Origin of the sequence: Kribbella albertanoniae (assembly GCF_004348455.1) — a bacterium.
GTDB classification, from domain to species: Bacteria; Actinomycetota; Actinomycetes; order Propionibacteriales; family Kribbellaceae; genus Kribbella; species Kribbella albertanoniae.
The window spans coordinates 1-17,954 of record NZ_SMKA01000196.1; the positions used below are offsets into that span (position 1 = coordinate 1).

19 protein-coding genes are annotated in these 17,954 nt (G+C 67.7%); 15 read left to right on the forward strand and 4 right to left on the reverse strand.

Annotated elements, in window-relative coordinates:
• Window positions 1-168 precede the first annotated feature (168 nt).
• The gene (locus E1261_RS31435) at window positions 169-1,380 is read right to left on the reverse strand and encodes a pyrophosphate--fructose-6-phosphate 1-phosphotransferase (protein ID WP_132412971.1); all 1,212 of its coding nucleotides are present in this window, start codon (window positions 1,378-1,380) and stop codon (window positions 169-171) included.
• Window positions 1,381-1,439: 59 nt separating this feature from the next.
• Window positions 1,440-1,904: an Lrp/AsnC family transcriptional regulator gene (locus E1261_RS31440; RefSeq protein WP_238176548.1), complete on the reverse strand. Its 465-nt coding sequence runs from the start codon at window positions 1,902-1,904 to the stop codon at window positions 1,440-1,442.
• Between the two features lie 117 nt (window positions 1,905-2,021).
• On the opposite strand from E1261_RS31440, the gene E1261_RS31445 reads away from it, so the two are divergent.
• Together E1261_RS31445 and E1261_RS31450 are read left to right on the forward strand one after the other, a co-directional pair.
• A complete protein-coding gene (locus E1261_RS31445; protein WP_238176549.1) occupies window positions 2,022-2,897 on the forward strand; it encodes a DMT family transporter in 876 nt (291 codons plus the stop codon).
• A complete protein-coding gene (locus E1261_RS31450) occupies window positions 2,894-3,865 on the forward strand; it encodes a TIGR03560 family F420-dependent LLM class oxidoreductase (protein WP_132412977.1) in 972 nt (323 codons plus the stop codon). Before E1261_RS31445 ends, E1261_RS31450 begins: the two co-directional genes overlap by 4 nt.
• Here the strand turns inward: E1261_RS31450 and E1261_RS31455 are convergent.
• Window positions 3,862-4,860 carry an acetamidase/formamidase family protein gene (locus tag E1261_RS31455; protein ID WP_132412979.1) on the reverse strand — a complete coding sequence of 333 codons (999 nt, stop codon included), beginning with the start codon at window positions 4,858-4,860 and terminating at the stop codon, window positions 3,862-3,864. The genes E1261_RS31450 and E1261_RS31455 overlap by 4 nt on opposite strands.
• Window positions 4,861-4,985: 125 nt before the next feature.
• Between E1261_RS31455 and E1261_RS31460 the strand changes: the two genes are divergently transcribed.
• The 5 genes from E1261_RS31460 to E1261_RS31480 all read left to right on the forward strand — a co-directional run bounded on the left by E1261_RS31460 (window position 4,986) and on the right by E1261_RS31480 (window position 10,019).
• The gene (locus tag E1261_RS31460; RefSeq protein ID WP_132412981.1) at window positions 4,986-5,678 is read left to right on the forward strand and encodes a response regulator transcription factor; all 693 of its coding nucleotides are present in this window, start codon (window positions 4,986-4,988) and stop codon (window positions 5,676-5,678) included.
• A complete protein-coding gene (locus E1261_RS31465) occupies window positions 5,675-7,249 on the forward strand; it encodes a sensor histidine kinase (protein WP_238176550.1) in 1,575 nt (524 codons plus the stop codon). Before E1261_RS31460 ends, E1261_RS31465 begins: the two co-directional genes overlap by 4 nt.
• 105 nt (window positions 7,250-7,354) lie before the next feature.
• On the forward strand, window positions 7,355-8,737 hold the full coding sequence (locus E1261_RS31470) for a S1C family serine protease (RefSeq protein WP_132412983.1): 1,383 nt from the start codon (window positions 7,355-7,357) through the stop codon (window positions 8,735-8,737).
• Between the two features lie 71 nt (window positions 8,738-8,808).
• Window positions 8,809-9,315 carry a DinB family protein gene (locus E1261_RS31475; RefSeq protein WP_132412984.1) on the forward strand — a complete coding sequence of 169 codons (507 nt, stop codon included), beginning with the start codon at window positions 8,809-8,811 and terminating at the stop codon, window positions 9,313-9,315.
• A gap of 5 nt (window positions 9,316-9,320) precedes the next feature.
• Window positions 9,321-10,019 carry a pirin family protein gene (locus E1261_RS31480; RefSeq protein ID WP_132412986.1) on the forward strand — a complete coding sequence of 233 codons (699 nt, stop codon included), beginning with the start codon at window positions 9,321-9,323 and terminating at the stop codon, window positions 10,017-10,019.
• A gap of 149 nt (window positions 10,020-10,168) precedes the next feature.
• Here E1261_RS31480 and E1261_RS31485 read toward each other — a convergent pair whose 3' ends face one another.
• A complete protein-coding gene (locus E1261_RS31485) occupies window positions 10,169-10,483 on the reverse strand; it encodes an L-rhamnose mutarotase (protein WP_132412988.1) in 315 nt (104 codons plus the stop codon).
• Between the two features lie 106 nt (window positions 10,484-10,589).
• Here E1261_RS31485 and E1261_RS31490 point away from each other — a divergent pair, with 106 nt between their 5' ends.
• The 8 genes from E1261_RS31490 to E1261_RS31525 form a co-directional block, all read left to right on the forward strand.
• Window positions 10,590-12,500 carry a penicillin-binding transpeptidase domain-containing protein gene (locus E1261_RS31490; RefSeq protein WP_132412990.1) on the forward strand — a complete coding sequence of 637 codons (1,911 nt, stop codon included), beginning with the start codon at window positions 10,590-10,592 and terminating at the stop codon, window positions 12,498-12,500.
• Between the two features lie 80 nt (window positions 12,501-12,580).
• Window positions 12,581-12,976 carry a nuclear transport factor 2 family protein gene (locus tag E1261_RS31495; RefSeq protein WP_132412992.1) on the forward strand — a complete coding sequence of 132 codons (396 nt, stop codon included), beginning with the start codon at window positions 12,581-12,583 and terminating at the stop codon, window positions 12,974-12,976.
• Window positions 12,977-13,051: 75 nt separating this feature from the next.
• Window positions 13,052-13,393, forward strand: a complete 342-nt coding sequence (locus E1261_RS31500) for a TFIIB-type zinc ribbon-containing protein (RefSeq protein WP_132412994.1) — start codon at window positions 13,052-13,054, stop codon at window positions 13,391-13,393.
• A 176-nt stretch (window positions 13,394-13,569) separates the two neighbouring features.
• Complete coding sequence (locus E1261_RS31505; RefSeq protein ID WP_132412996.1) at window positions 13,570-14,562, forward strand: ABC transporter ATP-binding protein; 993 nt, start codon at window positions 13,570-13,572, stop codon at window positions 14,560-14,562.
• On the forward strand, window positions 14,559-15,362 hold the full coding sequence (locus E1261_RS31510) for an ABC transporter permease (RefSeq protein ID WP_132412998.1): 804 nt from the start codon (window positions 14,559-14,561) through the stop codon (window positions 15,360-15,362). Before E1261_RS31505 ends, E1261_RS31510 begins: the two co-directional genes overlap by 4 nt.
• A complete protein-coding gene (locus E1261_RS31515) occupies window positions 15,359-16,144 on the forward strand; it encodes an ABC transporter permease (RefSeq protein WP_132413000.1) in 786 nt (261 codons plus the stop codon). The genes E1261_RS31510 and E1261_RS31515 overlap by 4 nt, the downstream gene beginning before the upstream one ends.
• 23 nt (window positions 16,145-16,167) lie before the next feature.
• The gene (locus tag E1261_RS31520; RefSeq protein WP_132413002.1) at window positions 16,168-17,247 is read left to right on the forward strand and encodes a DNA polymerase IV; all 1,080 of its coding nucleotides are present in this window, start codon (window positions 16,168-16,170) and stop codon (window positions 17,245-17,247) included.
• A gap of 173 nt (window positions 17,248-17,420) precedes the next feature.
• Window positions 17,421-17,954, forward strand: a 534-nt coding sequence (locus E1261_RS31525) for an HAD family hydrolase (RefSeq protein WP_132413003.1), incomplete at its 3' end; no start/stop codon positions are given.

Consider the following 17,954-nt stretch of genomic DNA (forward strand, 5'->3'; position numbering starts at 1 on the left):
GTGCGCTCTGACCCGGCCGGAACCTACGGCACATTTGAGGGGCTATCCATTCAAGTGGACCCTTCTCCCCTCATTTTTTGAGGGGAGAACCAGCACATTCAGCGGAGATCCCCTCATTTTCCGCACAGCACCCCCGGCGACTGGCGCGGGATTGGGGCAGCGGCGCAGTTAGGACTGGCCGATGGTGGACTTGAGGGTGGTGAACCAGTCGACGGTTGCGTCGAACTCCTTGCCGCCGGCGATGCGGGGGAACTCGATGGCGCGCAGTTCGTCGTTGCGCTCCTCGTCGTGGCCGACGACGCCGCTCTCGCCGCGGAGGGCGGCGTCGACTGCGTAGTCGGTGCACTCCTTGATCAGGGCGAGGTCGGCGTCGTTGGCTGCGGCCGAGCGGCTGAAGTAGCCGCTCTTCTGCACCATCGTCTTCTCGGCGCCGATCCGCTCCGCGAACTGCTTGGCGAACCAGGCACCCGGGTTGATCGTGTCCAGCTTGACGTGCCCGAACGGGTCGCGGCCGACCTCCTCGCCGCGGGCCTCCATCTCGGCCACGATCGACGGTACGCCGGCACCCTCGGACAGGAAGATCGTCACGCAGTCGTTCTCGTCCATCACCTTGCGCAGGCGCTCGGCCTCGGCGTCCAGGTCGATCGTTGCCTCCGGCACGTAGACCGCGTGCACGTCCCAGCTCGACTCGTCCAGGCCGATGCCCGGGTTCCACTCCTGCTGGTCGAGCCAGTCGCGGTAGGCCTTCGCGGTCGCCGCCGTCAGCCAGCCACAGTTGCGGCCCATCACCTCGTGGACGATCAGCATCCGCGGGTTGGAGCTGTGCTCGGCGACGATGTTCCGCGCGAACAGCGCGCCCTGCTCGGCCGCGGTCCACGCACCCAGGCTCTGCCGGATCGGGATCACGTCGTTGTCGATGGTCTTCGGCAGGCCGACCACGGTCAGGTCGTAGTCGTGCTCCTGCAGGTACGCCGCCAGGTCCGCAGCGGTCGTGTTGGTGTCGTCACCACCGATCGTGTGCAGTACGTCGACGCCGTCCGCGACCAGCCGCTCCGCGGCGACCTGCAGCGCGTTCTGGCCCTCGGCGATCAGACCGCGCTTCACCAGGTCCGCGGTGTTGGTCAGCTTCACCCGGCTGTTCCCGATCGGGCTGCCGCCGAACTTGTGCAGCAGCGCCGCCTTCTCCCGCACCTCGGGCGTGACGACGACATGCCGCCCGCTGAGCAGGCCGTGGTACCCGTTCAGGTACCCGATGATCTCCACGTCGGGCGCCACTTCGGTGTAGCGCTCGATCAGCCCGCCGACGGCGGACGACAGGCACGGCGCAAGGCCACCGGCGGTGAGCAGGGCAACTCTGCGGACAGACTTGTCGGCAGCCATGGGGCAGGTCCTTCCAGAGGTCGCTGAAGTCAGCACCAGACTAGTGATGCAGACCACCTTCAGCGGTGGTCAGTGCCCACCTGACGGACGTCGAGCGGTACTGAGCGCGGCGGGACCGGGGTCGACACGACGAACGAGCTGGTCGTCTGCCCGTGCACGAGGAACTTGTCGAGCACCTCCTCGAGCCCCGCGATGGCAGCCACCTGCACCCGCATCAGGAAGCAGTCCTCCCCCGAGATCCGATGGCACTCGACCACCTCCGGCGTCCGCGCGGCCAGCTCGATGATCTTCGGGATCTGCCCCGGCCCCGGCCGCAGCCGCACCCACGCCGCGACCGGCAGACCGAACGCACCGGGATCAACCTCGAGCCGATACCCCCGGATCACCCCGGACTCCTCCAGCCGGGTGACCCGCTCACGCACGGTCGGCGCCGAGACCCCGAGCCGCCGCGCCAGCTCACTCGTCCGCAACCGCGGGTCCGCCGACAGCTCGGTCAGCAGGCGCAGATTCAGCTCATCCAGCACCGGCTTTTCAGTTTGAAGGTATTGCCCACCTTCTGCATTCATTCCGGCAACCATGAGGCCCCTTCCAAGGCTCACAACACCATGGGAAATCGCAAACGACCTTCCTAGGGTATTCGGGTGAGTAAGCAGGCAACCACCGCAGCAGCCGTCACCGTGGTCCTCTGGGCATCGTCGTTCGTCGCCATCCGCCACCTCGGCACCGAGTTCTCCGCCGGCGCCTTGTCGTTGGCCCGGCTGGGTCTCGGCAGCCTCCTCCTCGGCGTCATGCTCTTCGCGCGCCCCCGCCACGAGCCCGCCGTACGCCGATGGCCGGCCAAGCGTGATTGGCCGCAACTACTCGCCTGCGGCCTGCTCTGGTTCGGCGTCTACAACGTCGCGCTCAACGAGGCCGAGCGACGCCTCGACGCCGGCACCGCAGCCATGCTCGTCCACATCGCCCCGCTGCTGATCGCCGTACTGGCCGGCCTCACCCTCGGCGAGGGTTTCCCGCGCCGCCTCGTGATCGGCGGCCTGGTCGCGTTCGCCGGCATCGTCGTGATCGGTACGTCGACCTCGACCGGCCACGCCGAGACGTGGGGCGTGGTCCTCTGCATCATCGCCGCCATCGCGTACGCCGTCGGTGTCGTCACCCAGAAGCCGTTGCTCAGCAGGCTTCCCGCCGCCGAAGTCACCTGGCTCGCCTGCACTGTTGGCGCGGTCGCCTGCCTGCCGTTCGCCCCGACGCTGATCGACGAACTCGGCACCGCGAGCGCAGGCGCGATCTGGTGGGCCGTCTACCTCGCAGCCTTCCCCACCGCCCTCGGCTTCACCACCTGGGCGTTCGCACTCCGCCGTACCAGCGCCGGAAAGATGGGCATCACCGTCTATGCCGTCCCCGTCGTCGCCATCGCCCTCGGCTGGCTCTTCCTCGGCGAGACCCCAGCCCTCCTCACCCTCGCCGGCGGCGCCCTCTGCCTCACCGGCGTGGCCATCTCACGAAGGAGCAGTCGATGAAGTTCGGAGTGTTCGTTCCTCAAGGCTGGCGGATGGACCTGGTCGAGCTAGAGGACCCGGTCGAGCAGTGGGAGGCGATGACCGCCGTCGCCCGCGCCGCCGACGCCGGGCCGTGGGACTCGATCTGGCTGTTCGATCACCTGCACACCGTCCCCGAACCTGTCCGCGAGACGGTCTTCGAAGCCTGGTCAGCCACGGCGGCCCTGGCCCGCGACACCCAGCGGGTGAAGATCGGGCAGATGGTCGGCTGCAACGGCTACCGCAACCCCGCGCTGTACGCGAAGATCGCCGCCACCGTGGACGTCGCCAGCCACGGACGCCTGTACGCCGGCCTCGGCGCCGGCTGGTCGGAACACGAGTGGAGGGCCTACGGCTACCCGTGGACCAGCCTCAAGGACCGGATGGGCTCGTTCGCCGAATCCGTCGAACTCATCCACAGGCTGTGGACCGAGGACGACGTCGTCTTCCAGGGCAAGTACCACTCGGTCGACAAGCCGATCGTCCAACCGCGCCGCAGACCACCGCTCTGGATCGGCGGCGGTGGTGAGCGGGTCACGCTCCGGCTGGTCGCGCAGTACGGCGACGCCTGCAACTTCGGCACCGGGCAGGTCGAGATCATCAAGCACAAACTCTCGGTACTCCGAGCGCACTGCGAGACCGTCGTCCGCGACTACGACGAGATCGTGAAGTCGACCAGCCTGAACCTGTTCCCGATCGATCCCGGGGCCGATCCGGTGACTGCGAGCGCGAAGGCCCGCGGTCGCTACACCGTCGACGAGTTCCGCGCGATCGGAGCGGGCGGCGGCATCGGCGTGGCCGACATCGTGACCACGCAGGAGATCCGGATCCGGTTGGAGCAACTCCAGGAGGTGGGCATCCAGTACGTCGTCGTCTACATCCCCGGCGTCGCCTACGACCACGAACCGCTGCACCGGTTCGCGATGGACGTCGTACCAGCCTTTGGTTAGAGGGTCGTGGCCAATGAGCGGAGGTGGGCGTGAATGTTGCTGTAGGCATCGACTTGCGGGAGTAGCCGTTTGGGGACCTTGGTGACCACGCTGTAGTTGGCGTCCACGACGTTCGCCAACGGGACCTCACTGATCTGGCTCAGCAGCTGGTACGCGTCGAGTTTGTCCAGCCCATACAGCGATCCCAGCCAACCGACCATGTCGACCTGACCGGCTCGCCACGCGTCCTCGAGCGGGCGACTGGACCCGACCACAGCCAGGTAGTCGTCGTTCTCGATCCGAGGCCAGGCCGGCCCGGGCGTCTTGAGGAGTTCCACGATCAGTACGACGTTCATCGCGCCCTCGACCGCCGTACCGCAGGACTCGCCTTCGCCCTGGCGGTAATGGCCGTCACCGACCGAGAACAGTGCGCCCTCGACGTTGACCCGGAGGAAGCAGGTCGCGCCGGCCTTCATCTCGGGGGTGTCCATGTTACCGCCGAACACGTCCGGGACCAGCGACGACCGGACCTCGCCCGCGGCCGGAGCCACGCCGACCGTGCCGAGCATCGTGTTGATCGGCAGGGCGAGCTCCAGATCGCTGCCCTGCGCCTGGAACCCGACCGTCTGGTTGGCGGTGTCCACCTCGTAGATCCAGGTGCGCTCCGGGAGCGGGTCCTGCAGCGTCGCGGTCCGGTCGGTGCTGGTCAGTCCGCCGAAGAACGGGATGGTCGCGGAGGCGCCCCAACTGCGGGCCGGAGTCAGCTCGACGAAGTGGAGCACCAGGGTGTCCCCCGGCTCGGCGCCTTCGACGTAAAACGGTCCGGTCTGCGGGTTCACGAACGGCATAGTCAGGCTCGCGCTGGCCAGATCCGCCGTACTGCGCAGGCGCCCGCAGAACGCATCCTCGGTCCACAGGCGCAACGCCGTACCGGGTTTGACCCGATGCAGCGGCGCGGCGCCGCCGAACGTCCAGGTGTACTCGTTGGGCTCGGGGCTGAACTCGAGGAGGTCCACCCGGCCAAACCTACTCTTGGGCGAGTGATCAGCGGGTTCTCAGGCGTTTCTCAAGCGGACCGCCTACGCTCGGATCCGCGGTGGTCTGCGCTGGACCGCCCACTCGACCTCGAGCGGGGAGCGATATGCGGGTACTGGTGGTGGACGACGACCGGGCGGTCCGGGACTCGCTGCGCCGTTCGCTGGAGTTCAACGACTTCGAGGTCGTCACCGCCTCCGACGGCGCCGAGGCGCTGGCCGTGATCGGGAATGTCGATCCCGATGTCGTGGTGATGGACGTGATGATGCCGCGGCTGGACGGTCTGGAGACCACCAAGGCGCTGCGGGCCGCCGGCAACAACGTGCCGATCCTGGTGCTGACCGCGCGCGACGCGGTCGCGGACCGGGTGGACGGCCTGGACGCCGGCGGCGACGACTACCTGACCAAGCCGTTCGCGCTCGAAGAGCTGCTCGCCCGGTTGCGTGCTCTGCTGCGCCGCAGCAGCACCCCCGGCGAGGGCGGCCCGCGCGGCGAAGTCCTCCAGTACGCCGACCTCGTGGTCGATGTGGACGCGCACGAGGTGCACCGTGGCGACGTACCGATCCAGTTGACGCGGACCGAGTTCTCACTGCTCGAGCTGTTGATCCGCAACCCGCGCCGGGTGCTCGAGCGGGCGGTCATCCTGGATGCGGTGTGGGGCTATGACTTCCCGACCACCGCCAACTCGCTTGAGGTCTACATCGGCTACCTGCGCCGAAAGACCGAGGTGAACGACCTGCCGCGACTAATCCACACTGTGCGCGGTATCGGCTATGTACTGCGGGACACGCCACCGTGAGCGGTCCCGACAACTTCCCTTCGTACGCCCGCCGCACCCCGCAACCCCAACCACGGCCGGAGGCTCAGCCGCGACCTGTTGCCAACGGCAACGGGCGGCGGATGGTTGCGAACACCCAGAGCTGGTGGCAGGAGAAGCTCCACAAGCTGAGCCTGCACTCCCGGGTGACGCTGCTCGCCGCGGTCGCGGTGGGTCTGGCGGTCGCCTTCGTGAGCATCGCGGCGTACGTGTCGGTGCGGCAGCAGATGTACCAGAACCTCGACGAGAGCCTCACCAACCGTGCCGCCCAGGCGGCTCAGAACAAGGTGCTGACCAACCAGGCCAACCTGGCTCAGATCTCTCCGGAAGCACTCGGCCTCAGCGACATTCTCGTCGGCGTCATCCTCGCCGACGGGGAGCAGATCGGCGCCGCGAACAGCAAGCCACCGCCGATGGAGGAACCGGAGTTTGCGGTGGCGCAGTCGCAGAACCAGATCAGCAAGCGAACATTCGGCGAGTCGATGGGCGCGCACTATCGCATCATCGCGGTGCCTGCCCAGTACTGTCCGCAGCTCGATCTGGGGCACCGGTGCAGCGACGAGGACCTGGAGCCGGGCGCGTTGGTGGTGGCGCAGTCGTTGCGCCCGATCGACCAGACGCTGCACAACATGGGCATCGTGCTGTGGGCGGTCGGGCTGCTGGGTGTGATCGGCGCGGCCATCGCCGGCAACGCGATCGCAGCGTCCGGTCTCCGTCCGCTGGCACGGTTGTCCGGTGCCGCGGAGCACGTTGCCCGGACCGAGGATCTGCAGCCGATCCCGGTGGACGGGTCCGACGAGATTTCGCGACTGGCGATCTCGTTCAACTCCATGCTGGCTGCGTTGGCGCGGTCTCAGGATCGCCAGCGGCGGCTGATCGGTGACGCGGGGCATGAGCTCCGTACGCCGCTGACCAGCATCCGGACGAACCTCGACCTGCTCGCGCAGGCGGACAAACGCGGCGGCCTGCGCCCGGACGACCGGCAGCAACTGCTGGACGACGTACGGGCCCAGATGGACGAGCTCACGAACCTGATCGGCGACCTGACCGAGCTCGCCCGCGACACCCCGCAGATCCGCAACGCCGAGCTGATCGAGCTGTCCAACGTGGTCGAGGACGCGCTGATCAAGGTACGGCGACGCGCTCCGAACCTGGAGTGGGATGTCAGCATCGAGCCGTTCCCGGTGTGGGGTGACGAGCGGCTGCTGGGTCGCGCGGTGACGAACCTGCTGGACAACGCGGCGAAGTACAGCGTGCCGGAGGATGCGCGGACCGACGGCGTACCGGTCGGACTGGTTACCGTGCGGCTGCAGGACGGCGTACTGACCGTCACAGACTCCGGCCCAGGCATCGCGGACGCAGATCTGCCGCATGTGTTCGAGCGCTTCTATCGGTCGAGTGAGGCGCGCAGCCGGCCCGGCTCCGGGCTGGGGCTGGCGATCGTCAAGCACGCGGCCGAGCAACACGGCGGGATGATCTACGCCCGCAACGCACCGGGCGCCGGCGCGCAGTTCACGCTCTGGCTGCCGCACGCCGCCACCCAGACCCGCTGACCCTGGGAGTTTCCTGGCAGCCTTCAGGGGATCTTCACAGAGTTCTTCGGGAGCTCTGACGGGATCTTCAGGGGGTTCTCAGGTCCGGCCGTCAAAGTACTTCTCATGACCGACAACCAGCCGCCGCCCGAGTCGCAGAGTGGGCCTGCCCCCTTCGGCTCCAATCCCCCGGAGCGTACGCAGCAGTTGCCGATGTATGGGCAACATCAGCAACAGCATTTCGCGCCGCAGGGTGGACAGCAGCAGTTGGGTCAGCCGGGTCAGCACCCCTCAGGTGGGAGTGCTTACCCGCAGTTCGGAGCGCCGGGGACGCATCAGGGGGCGTCCCCCGGCCCGAACTGGCCCTTCGGTCCGCAGCAGCAGCCGGTGGCTCCCACACCGGCCAAGCCGAAGCGGATGGGCCTGGCAATCGTGGCCGCGACCGCGCTACTGGTCGGGGCGGCCGGTGGCGTCGGCGCCGCTGCGGTGTATTCGGCCACGAACGACACCAGCGCGACCCCGTCGGTGACCGCGCCGCTGAACGGTAACCAGGCCGCACCGGCCTCGGCGCCGGACGGCTCGGTCCAGAAGGCGGCGGCCCAGGTGCTGGGCAGCGTCGTGAAGATCGCGGTCGCCAGCCAGCAGGGCGCGGGCACCGGATCGGGCATCGTGATCAGCAAGGACGGCCTGATCGTCACCAACAACCACGTGGTCGCCGGCGCCGGGCAGGGCGCCAAGATCACCGTGATCCTGAACGACGGCCGCACGGTCCCGGCCACGGTCAAGGGCCTCGACCCGCTGACCGATCTCGCCGTGATCAAGGCCGAGGCCACCGATCTGACCCCGGCCACCCTGGGTTCCAGCGGCAAACTCGCCGTCGGCCAGGAAGTGGTCGCGATCGGCTCGCCGTTCGGCCTGCAGTCCACCGTGACGAGTGGGATCGTCTCGGCGCTCGACCGCCCGGTCACCTCGGGCGACGAGGAGCAGAGCAGTACCACGGTCTTCCCAGCCATCCAGACGGACGCCGCCATCAACCCGGGCAACTCCGGCGGCGCTCTGATCGACCTCGCGGGCCAGGTGGTCGGAATCAACAGCGCGATCAAGACCGCGGGCGGATCGGGACAATCCGCCGGCGGGAACATCGGCCTGGGCTTCGCAATCCCGATCGACCAGGCCAAGCCGATCATCGACGAGCTGGTGGCCAAGGGCAAGGCCACGCATGCGCGGCTCGGAGTGTCGGTCGGCGACGCGCAGTCTTCCGACGGGCTCGTGAACGGAGCAACCCTCCGCGAGGTCACGCCGGGCGGTGCGGGGAACAAAGCCGGTCTGCAAGCGGGCGATGTGGTGACCGCTGTGGACGGTAAGGCGATCGCGTCAGGGGACGCGTTGGTCGCCGCAGTTCGCTCGCACCGCCCCGGCGATCAAGTCAAGGTCACCATCACCCGGGCCGGCAAACAGCAGGAGATCACCGCCACCCTCGGCTCCGACGACGGCAAGCCCACCGGCTGAACCACCCCCACGTCAGGACTCCGGCCGCCCACCGAGCGGCCGGAGTCCGTTTTTGTGTTTAGGTTCCTGCCATGAACTTCTACGAGGCACGGCCGCCGATCGTCGCGGACGAGCGGACCCAGCTGATCGGCTGGCTGGACCTGCAGCGCCTGCTGGTCCGGCGGAAGCTCGAGGGGCTACGGGCCGAGGACGAGCACCGGGCCGTGTTCCCCGACTCGCCGTTGATGACGCCGGCCGGACTGGTGTCACACATGCGCTGGGTGGAGCACCTCTGGTTCGAGGTGGTGTACCTGAACGTTCCCCGGGACGAGAACCCGATGTACCGCAAGGACATCGAGAGCGCCGAGATGCGGGTGGACGGCGTACCGCTGGTCCAGTTGCTCGACGAGTTCGACGCGCAGTGGACCCGCTCGAACGAGATCGTCTCCGCCCACAGCCTGGACGACACCGGCCAGGACCCGGAGTTCCAGCCGAGCCTCCGCTGGATCGTCATCCACATGGTCGAGGAAACCGCCCGCCACGTAGGCCACCTGGACACCATGCGCGAACTTCTTGACGGCCAGAAAGGGTATTACTAGTAGCTGTGGCGATCTGGCGGGCAGATGAGCGGTTCGTGACGGCCGAGTCGTGGCTGGAGTCGCGGCACTCGTTCTCGTTCGGGCCGTTCTATGATCCGGCCAACATCGGGTTCGGCTTCCTGGTGGCACACAACGACGACGTGGTCGCGCCCGGCAAGGGCTTCGAGACGCACCCACATCAGGACCTGGAAATCGTCACCTGGGTCCTGCGGGGCGCCCTCGCCCACCGCGATTCCGAGGGCCACAGCGGCGTCGTACACCCCGGCCTCGTCCAACGAATGACCGCAGGCTCCGGAATCCGCCACTCCGAATGGAACGACGGCCCCGACCCGGTCCACTACGTCCAAATGTGGGTCCGCCCCGACCGCTTCGACCTAACCCCGTCGTACGCCCAATCCCCATTCGACCTGACCACCGGTGAACTCGTCCCAGTCGTCTCAGGCCTCCCCCACCACACATCCAGTATGGCGATCCGCCTCCACCAGCAATCCGCCGGCCTGCTGGTCGCCCGGTTGGGGCCCGACCAACACGTGCAGCTGCCCGAAGCGCCGTACCTGCACGTGTTCGTAGCCGAGGGCACCGCAACCCTGGAGGGCGTCGGCACCCTCGCCACAGCCGACGCCGCCCGCCTCACCAACTCCGACGGCCGCCAGCTAACCGCAGGCCCCACCGGAGCCGAAGCGCTGATCTGGGAAATGCACTAGCGGTTCGTCCGGTCGGGTCCCATTTGCTGGGTCAACCCATGAGCTTGCGGGTTCTGGACCCGCATGCGAGTGCAAAACCCACAAGCGGATGGGGGAACCCATCAAATGAACGCGGACGGACACGCGCGGTCGCCGCCGGAGAGGGTTTCCTAGTCGGTTTGTTGGGTCATGGTCCAGACGTGGGGGAGGGGGCGGCCGTCTTCGGCGAAGGCTTCGACGAACTGGCTCATGTGTTGCTGCCAGCGCTGGTCGGTGGGGTCGCCGCGGAGCTGGGCGACGGCGGCCTCGTAGTCGTCGCACTCCACCAGGTGGAACAGGTCGCGGCCGCTGCGCCAGATCGACCAGTCGGAGATTCCGGCGGCGCGCATCACGGTGATGAGCTCCGGCCAGACGCGGGCGTGCTCGCGCTCGTAGGCCTCTTCGGTACCGGGGAGCAGTCGGCTGTGCAGGGCTAGGCGGGTCACAATCGTGCAGAATACGACAACTCCGCGGCCGGGACCTGCGTCGTACTTGGGTGGGTTGAGTAGTTTCGCCCTCGTGTTTGCCAATCGTCGTGCGAGAGTTGGAACCGTGAAGCGAACCACTGCTGTCGTCTGCCTGAGTAGTCTGCTGATCACCGCCGGTTGTTCCGACAGTAAGTCGGGAGACGGCGGGAAGGCCGATCCGAACGACGAGAAGCAGGCCTCCGCGCAGGTCGTCAAGCAGTTCGCGGACGCCTGGGTGAAGGCTTGGGCCCCAGAGGGCAAGCCAACGGAAGCGGCCGCGCTGACCGACAACCCGACCGCGTTCGGCAAGCGGCTGGACGACGTCGACTCGGCGCTCGTGGCCAGCACGGTCACCGTCGTACCGCAGGGTGACGCGAAGTGCTCCGACGACGCGACCTGCACCCAGGAGCTCGCCGTCGAGGCGCAGCTGCGCGGGATCGGCACGATGAAGTGGACCAGTACGGCGACCGCGGTCAAGGTCGGTGACGCCTGGAAGGTCAAGGCGGCCGGCGACACGATCTACCCGGGGCTCGGTGACGGGACCAACTACCTGAAGCGGGTGCGCACCCTCCCGGCCCGGGCGTCCATCCAGGACCGGCACGGCGCCGCGCTGACCTCGAACCGGCCGGTCGTCATCGTCGGTGTCGCGTCAGGCACCGCGGCGACGGCGGCGACGTACGCGGCCTTCACCAAGAACCTCGATGTCGACGGCGCGAAGCTGGCCAAGCGGGCGAAGGCGGCACCGGCCGGTCAGTTCGTCGACGCGATCACGATCCGCGCCGACCAGTGGGAGAAGCTGCGGCCGACGATGGGCAAGCTGCCCGGCGTGCTGACCATGGGCGGCACGCAGTCGCTCGCGGCCACCCCGACGTTCGCCCGCTCGCTGCTCGGCTCGATGAAGCTGGCCAACGAGGACACCCTGAAGAACGCGGGCCCGACCGCGTCGGCCCAGGACCAGGTCGGCGTGAACGGCCTGCAGTACGCGTTCCAGCAGCAGCTGGCCGGCACGCCCGGTGGCGTGGTCAGCCTGCGCGACGGCAAGACCAAGCTGACGATCAAGGAGGTCTTCACCCAGAAGGGCACGCCCGGGAAGCCGGTGAAGACCACGATCGACACCAAGATGCAGCAGGCCGCCGAGGCCGCGCTGGCCAGCCAGAAGCTGCCCGCGTCGCTGGTCGCTGTCCAGGCGTCGACCGGCCAGATCCTGGCCGCGGCGAACGGCCCGGACGTGACGAGCTACAACCGCGCGTTCCAGGGCCGCTACGCCCCCGGCTCGACGTTCAAGACCGTCACCTCGGCCGCACTGCTGAGCAACGGCATCACCACGAACAGCTCGCTCCCGTGCACCGACACGATCAACGTGTTCGGCAAGACGTTCAAGAACTACGACGCCCTCGCGGCGTACGGCGCCGGCACCTTGCAGAAGGCGTTCAACCAGTCCTGCAACACCGCGTTCATCTCGCAGCACGGACGGCTGCAGAAGGACGGGATGACCAAGGCGGCCGCGATGTTCGGGATCGGCCGTGACCTCGAGCTGTCCATCCCGGCGTACGGCGGCAAGGTCCCGGCTCCGAAGGACGATGTCGAGGAAGCCGCGTCGATGATCGGCCAGGGCACCGTCACCGCGAGCCCGCTGTCGATCGCCCTGGTCGGCGCCACCGTCGCCCACGGCACCGCGATGAAGCCGGTCCTGGTCCCCGGCAAGGACGCAGCCGGTACGGCGGCCGCACCGTTGCCCCCGGCAACCGCTGCCGCGCTGCGCACCTTCATGCGCACCACCGTCACCGGCGGCACCGCCAAGCTGCTCGCCCAGAGCGGCACCGTCGGGGCCAAGACCGGTACGGCGGAGGTCGTGACGAACGGCAAGGTCGGCACCAACGGCTGGATGGTCGGCTACCGCGGTGACGTGGCCTTCGCGGTCATCGTCGAAGGCGGCGAGTCCGGCGGCAAGGCGGCCGGGCCGATCGTGAAGGACTTCCTCTCCAAATTCAAGTGAGCCTGGCTCGCTTCAGGTCATTCGGCTGACCGCCAACGGCCCGCACCGGCATTGTCGGTGCGGGCCGTTAGCGTTCGCGCATGGATACACGTGAGGCCGCCGGGCTCTACTTCGCGACCATGGCAGCGCGGGACTGGGACGCGTTCGCCGAGTTGCTCACCCCCGACGTGATCTACGAGATGCCGCAGACCGGTGAGCGCATCACCGGTCGCGAGAAGTACCTGCGGTTCAACCGGGAGTATCCGGGCGACTGGGCGCTCGCCGTCACCCGGCTGATCGTCGACGGGAGGACAGCTGCGGGCTCGATGAACCTCACCCTCGACAGCCAGCAGCTGGTCGGCCTGGTCTTCCTCGAGTTCCGCGACGGGCTGATCGAGCGGATCACAGACTTCTGGCCGGAGCCGTACGAGGCGCCGACGGTGCGCGACCACCTGGTCGAGCAGGCAACTCCCGCACTGGATCGGCTGTCGATCTGAGCGTTCAGCGACGAAGATGCTGAAAGTTCGCTGAAAGCGCGCCGTTGCGGGCTTTTCGTCACCTAGGGTTGCCGAATGGAGACCCTGATTTGCCCGAAGTGCCGTGGCGCGATGCGTACCTACGAGCGTGCTGGGATCACTGTCGACCAGTGCACCGAGTGCCGCGGCATCTTCCTCGACCGCGGTGAGCTGGAGAGCCTGGTGGACGCCGAACTCCGCTACAACGCTCCCCCGCAGCAGCCGCGGCACGAGGAGAAGCGCTACGAGGAGAAGAAGCGGTACGACGACGACCGGCGCTACGACGACCGCCGTTCCGACGACCGCAAGTACGAGGACCAGCGCCGCTACGACGACCGTGGCTACTCCTCCGGTCACAAGCGGAAGCAGAAGTCCTTCCTGGAGAACCTCTTCGACTGAAAATCCACTGGACATCACTTTCTGTTCCCGACTAGCGTCGGAGCGGTGACTACCCCGTTTCGAGATAGCTGCGCGCACGGTTGATTTTCCCGCCATCCTTCTGGATCGCGGTGCCGTGATGGGCCCCGGGTTGCTACCCGGCCCTGTCCAGCTCTGTCGAAAGCGGTGCCCCAACTGTGACGCACAGTCATGCCATTTCTGCTCTTGATCTGACCAAGACCTACACGTTCCACCAGCAGCGCGCCGGGCTCGGCGGAGCACTGAAGAGCCTGGTGAAGCGGAAGTACGAGACCCGGCTCGCGGTCGACCGGGTCTCCTTCACGATCGATCCCGGTGAGGTCGTCGGGCTGCTCGGCCCGAACGGCGCGGGGAAGACCACGACGCTGAAGATGCTGTCCGGACTGCTCTACAAGACGTCCGGCGAGCTCGAGGTCCTCGGTTACACGCCGTCGGACCGCAAGCCCGATTATCTGCGCCGGATCGCGCTGGTGATGGGTCAGAAGACCATGCTCTGGTGGGACGTGCCGGCGATGGAGAGCCTGCTCCTGCACAAGGAGATGTACGGCCTGTCCACGCCTGAGTTCGAGCGCAATGTCGCCGAGCTTGCCGAGCTGCTCGACGTGCAGGACCTGCTGAATGTCCAGGTCCGCAAGACCTCACTCGGTGAGCGAATGAAGCTGGAACTGATGGCGGCCCTCGTCCACGGTCCGGAGATCCTGTTCCTGGACGAGCCGACGATCGGGCTGGACGTGGTCGCCAAGGCCCGGGTCCGGACCTTCCTGGCCGAGGTCAACCGGCTCCGCGGGACGACGATCCTGATCACCAGCCACGACATGGACGACATCGAGGCGCTCTGCTCGCGGGTGATGATCATCGACCACGGTCGCCTGCAGTTCGACGGCGCGCTCGACGAACTCGTTCGGACCGCGCAACCACGCAAGCTGGTGCGAGCGACGTACGCGACGGCTGTGGACGCCAGCCGTCTCACCGGGGTCAGTTCGGTCGAGGTCTCCGGCCTGACGGTTCGCCTCGAGGCCGATCGCGAGCGCACGAGCGACGTACTGGAGCAGCTCACCCGGCTCGGCCCACTGGTCGATCTCGACGTGGCCGACGCCGATGTCGAAGACATCATGCGTGACCTCTTCGAGCGCCGCGGCGAGGCATCATGAAGCGCAACCTGCGGGTGCTGCAGCGGATGATCGCCGCCGAGGTCGCGCAGCAGTCCATCTACCGCGGTGCGTGGGTCATCTTCATGCTGGCCAACATCTGTACGCCGATCATCTCGCTGCTGATCTGGCGGACCGCGCTCGCGAACGGCGCCCGGCTCCCCGTGGATCAGCGGTACATCACGACGTACTTCGTGCTGCTCGGTTTCGCCACGATGGCGACCTCGTCCTGGATGGCCGGGTTCCTCGCGAACGACATCCGGCTCGGCAAGCTGTCCAGCTGGATGATCCGGCCGGCGTCGCTGCTGATCGGGTTCGTCGCGAACAACCTGTCGGAGAAGTTCCTGAAGTTGTTCGCGCTGGTCCCGATGATCGGTCTGGTCTGGTGGATCTTCCGCGACTCGATGAACGTGCCGGCCGGCGCCGGCCGGTGGGCGCTGTTCTTCGTCACGCTCGCGCTCGGCGCGATCCTGGTGTTCACGATCGACATCCTGATCGCGGCTTTCGCGTTCTGGATGGACGATGTGAGTGCGCTCGTCCAGGCCCGCGTGATCATCGGCTCCGTGCTGTCGGGGTCCGTCGTACCGCTGGCGCTGATGCCGGAGTGGTCGCGCGGGTTCATCGACTACCAGCCGTACCGGTACACGGTGTCGTTCCCGGTCGAGATCGTCGCCGGGAACCTGTCCGGCTCCGAACTGCTGACCGGGCTCGGCGTTCAGCTCGGGTACGTCGTCGCCGTCGGCCTGCTCGCCCGTGTCGTCTGGGCGGCCGGGATCCGCGCGTACTCGGCGGTGGGCGCATGAGATACCTGCGACTGTGGCGGCGGTTCTTCGCACAGGCCGTCGTACGGGAGACGCATTACCGGGCGCACTTCCTGACCACGTTGCTGGTCGGGCTGGTGCAGCTGGGGCTCGGGATCGTGCCGACGCTGCTGCTGTTCGGGTTCACCGAGGAGGTGCACGGCTGGTCGCGCGCGGAGGTGATCGCGCTCGTCGGGGTGTACCAGGTGATCACCGGGCTGATGGCGACGTTCATCGCGCCGAACCTCAACCGGATGACGTCGTACCTGACCGAGGGCGAGCTGGACGCCGTACTGCTCCGGCCGGTGTCGAGCCAGTTCTACCTGACGTTCCGTTGGATCAATGTCGCCGAGCTGAGCAATGTTGCCAGCGGCATCATTGTGCTGGCGTTCGGGCTGGTGCAGTCCGGGCTCACGCCTTCGATCGGTCAAGTGCTGCAGTCGATCGTGCTCGCGACGTGCGGTTTGGTGCTGTTGACCGCTGTGTGGTCGGCGATGGTCTACCTGGCGTTCTGGCTGCAGTCGGTGGGGCCGATCGGCGTCGTCTACCTGAACCTGGTGGAGGCGGGGCGGTATCCGCTGACGTTCTTCCCGGTGCCGGTGCGGAGCTTCCTGACCTTCGTGTTCCCGGTGGCGTTCGCGACGACGTACCCGGTGCAGGCGTTGTCCGGTTCGCTCGGCTGGGGATCGGTGGCGCTCGGGATCGGGCTGTCGGCGATTGCGGTGTTGCTGATCCGGTTGTTGTGGCAGCGTGGGCTGCGGACGTACGCGAGTGCGTCGAGCTGAGTTTCTCGCCGAAGGAGGGCGCGATGGGCTGGTGGGTCCTGCATGTGGACATGGACCAGTTCATCGCGGCTGTCGAGATCCGGCGCCGGCCCGAGCTGCGCGGGCTGCCGGTCGTGGTCGGCGGATCGGGGGACCCCACGAAACCACGGCAGGTGGTGGCGACGGCGTCGTACGAGGCGCGCGAGTTCGGGGTGCACTCGGGGATGCCGGTGCGAGCGGCGTACAAGAAGTGTCCCGAGGCGGTCTTCCTGCCGTCGGATCCGGCCGCCTACGACGCGGCGTCGACCGAGGTGATGGACACGCTGCGGGCGTTCCCGGTCGTGGTCGAGGTGTGGGGCTGGGACGAGTGTTTCGTCGGCGCTTCGACGGACGATCCCGAGGGGCTTGCGGCTGAGCTGCGAGCGGCGGTGGTGGAGCGCACGGGGCTGACCTGCTCGATCGGGATCGGTGACAACAAGACGCGGGCGAAGCTGGCGACCACGTTCGCCAAACAGCCGCAGTCGCATGCCACCGCATTTGAAGGTGCCGGGGCTGGGGCGCCGGGTGTCTATCGGCTGACCGCCGAGAACTGGCGTGAGGTGATGGACCACCGGCCGGTCCGCGAACTCTGGGGCATCGGCAGCCGGATGGAACGCAACCTGCAGGAGCTCGGGCTGCAGACGGTCGCCGACCTCGCGGCGGCCGACGTTGAGGTTCTTCGGGAGCGGTTCGGCCCGAAGATGGGTGCCTGGTACGCCGCCCTCGGCCGCGGACTCGGCGATACCGAGGTGACCGACGTACCGCGGGAACCGGTCTCGCGGAGCCGCGAGGAGACCTTCGAACGCGACCTCGTCGAACCATCCGAGGTCGCCGCCGAGCTACGCCGAATCGCCGTCGAGGTCACCCGCGATGTGGTCGCGGAGGGCCGCAGCATCCAGCGCGTCTGGGTGAAGGTCCGGTTCACCTCGTTCTTCACCCCGATCAAAAGCCGCAAACTGCCGGCCATCACCCAGGACCCCGAGGTGATCGCAGCGACCGCACTCGCGCTGCTGGACAAGTTCGAACTCCGCCGCCCAGTCCGCCTGCTCGGCGTCCGCGTCGAATTCGCAGTACCAGCGCCGTAGCGAGCGCGGCCGGCTCCTCACCTGCCTCCTGGCCGTACCGAAGAACGGGTACTGGTCCGCCTCGGCTCCTCGCTCGCGCCTCGTCCCCGCGGCCGGGATCCTCGCAACCGCCACCACTACCCGTCCTTCGGTACACATCAGGGCATGGTCTGCCGACGGGACATGATGCGGGGGTGAAGCGGAACTTCGCGGTCTTCGATGCCATGGGCGTGCTCTACCGGCACGGGAACGTCGTACGGGGCGTTCTGATCCCGTACCTCCGGGAGCACGGGTGCACGCGCGGCGAGGATGAGATTCGTGCGGTCTATCGGCGGTGCACCCTGGGCGAGATCTCGACCGGCGATCTCTGGTCGGCGCTCGGCGTAGCGGCGACCGCCTCTGACGCCGACTACTGCACCCGCCACGAGCTCACCGCTGATGCGCCGCGAGCCTTGCGCGAACTGAATGAGGGCGGCATCACGCCTCTGGTCCTGACCAACGACGCTGCCCCGTGGTCCGAACTACTCCGCGACCGCTTCGGGCTCACCGCTCACGTCGAAGCGTGGTTCGTCAGCTCCGCGATCGGCGCCCGCAAACCGGATCCCGCCGCCTACCAGGCGATCCTCGCCCACCCCGGCCTGGACCCCACCCACACGCACTTCATCGACGACCGCCCCACCAACCTCCGAGCCGCCCAAGCAGCCGGCTTCCGCCCCATCCTCTTCCCC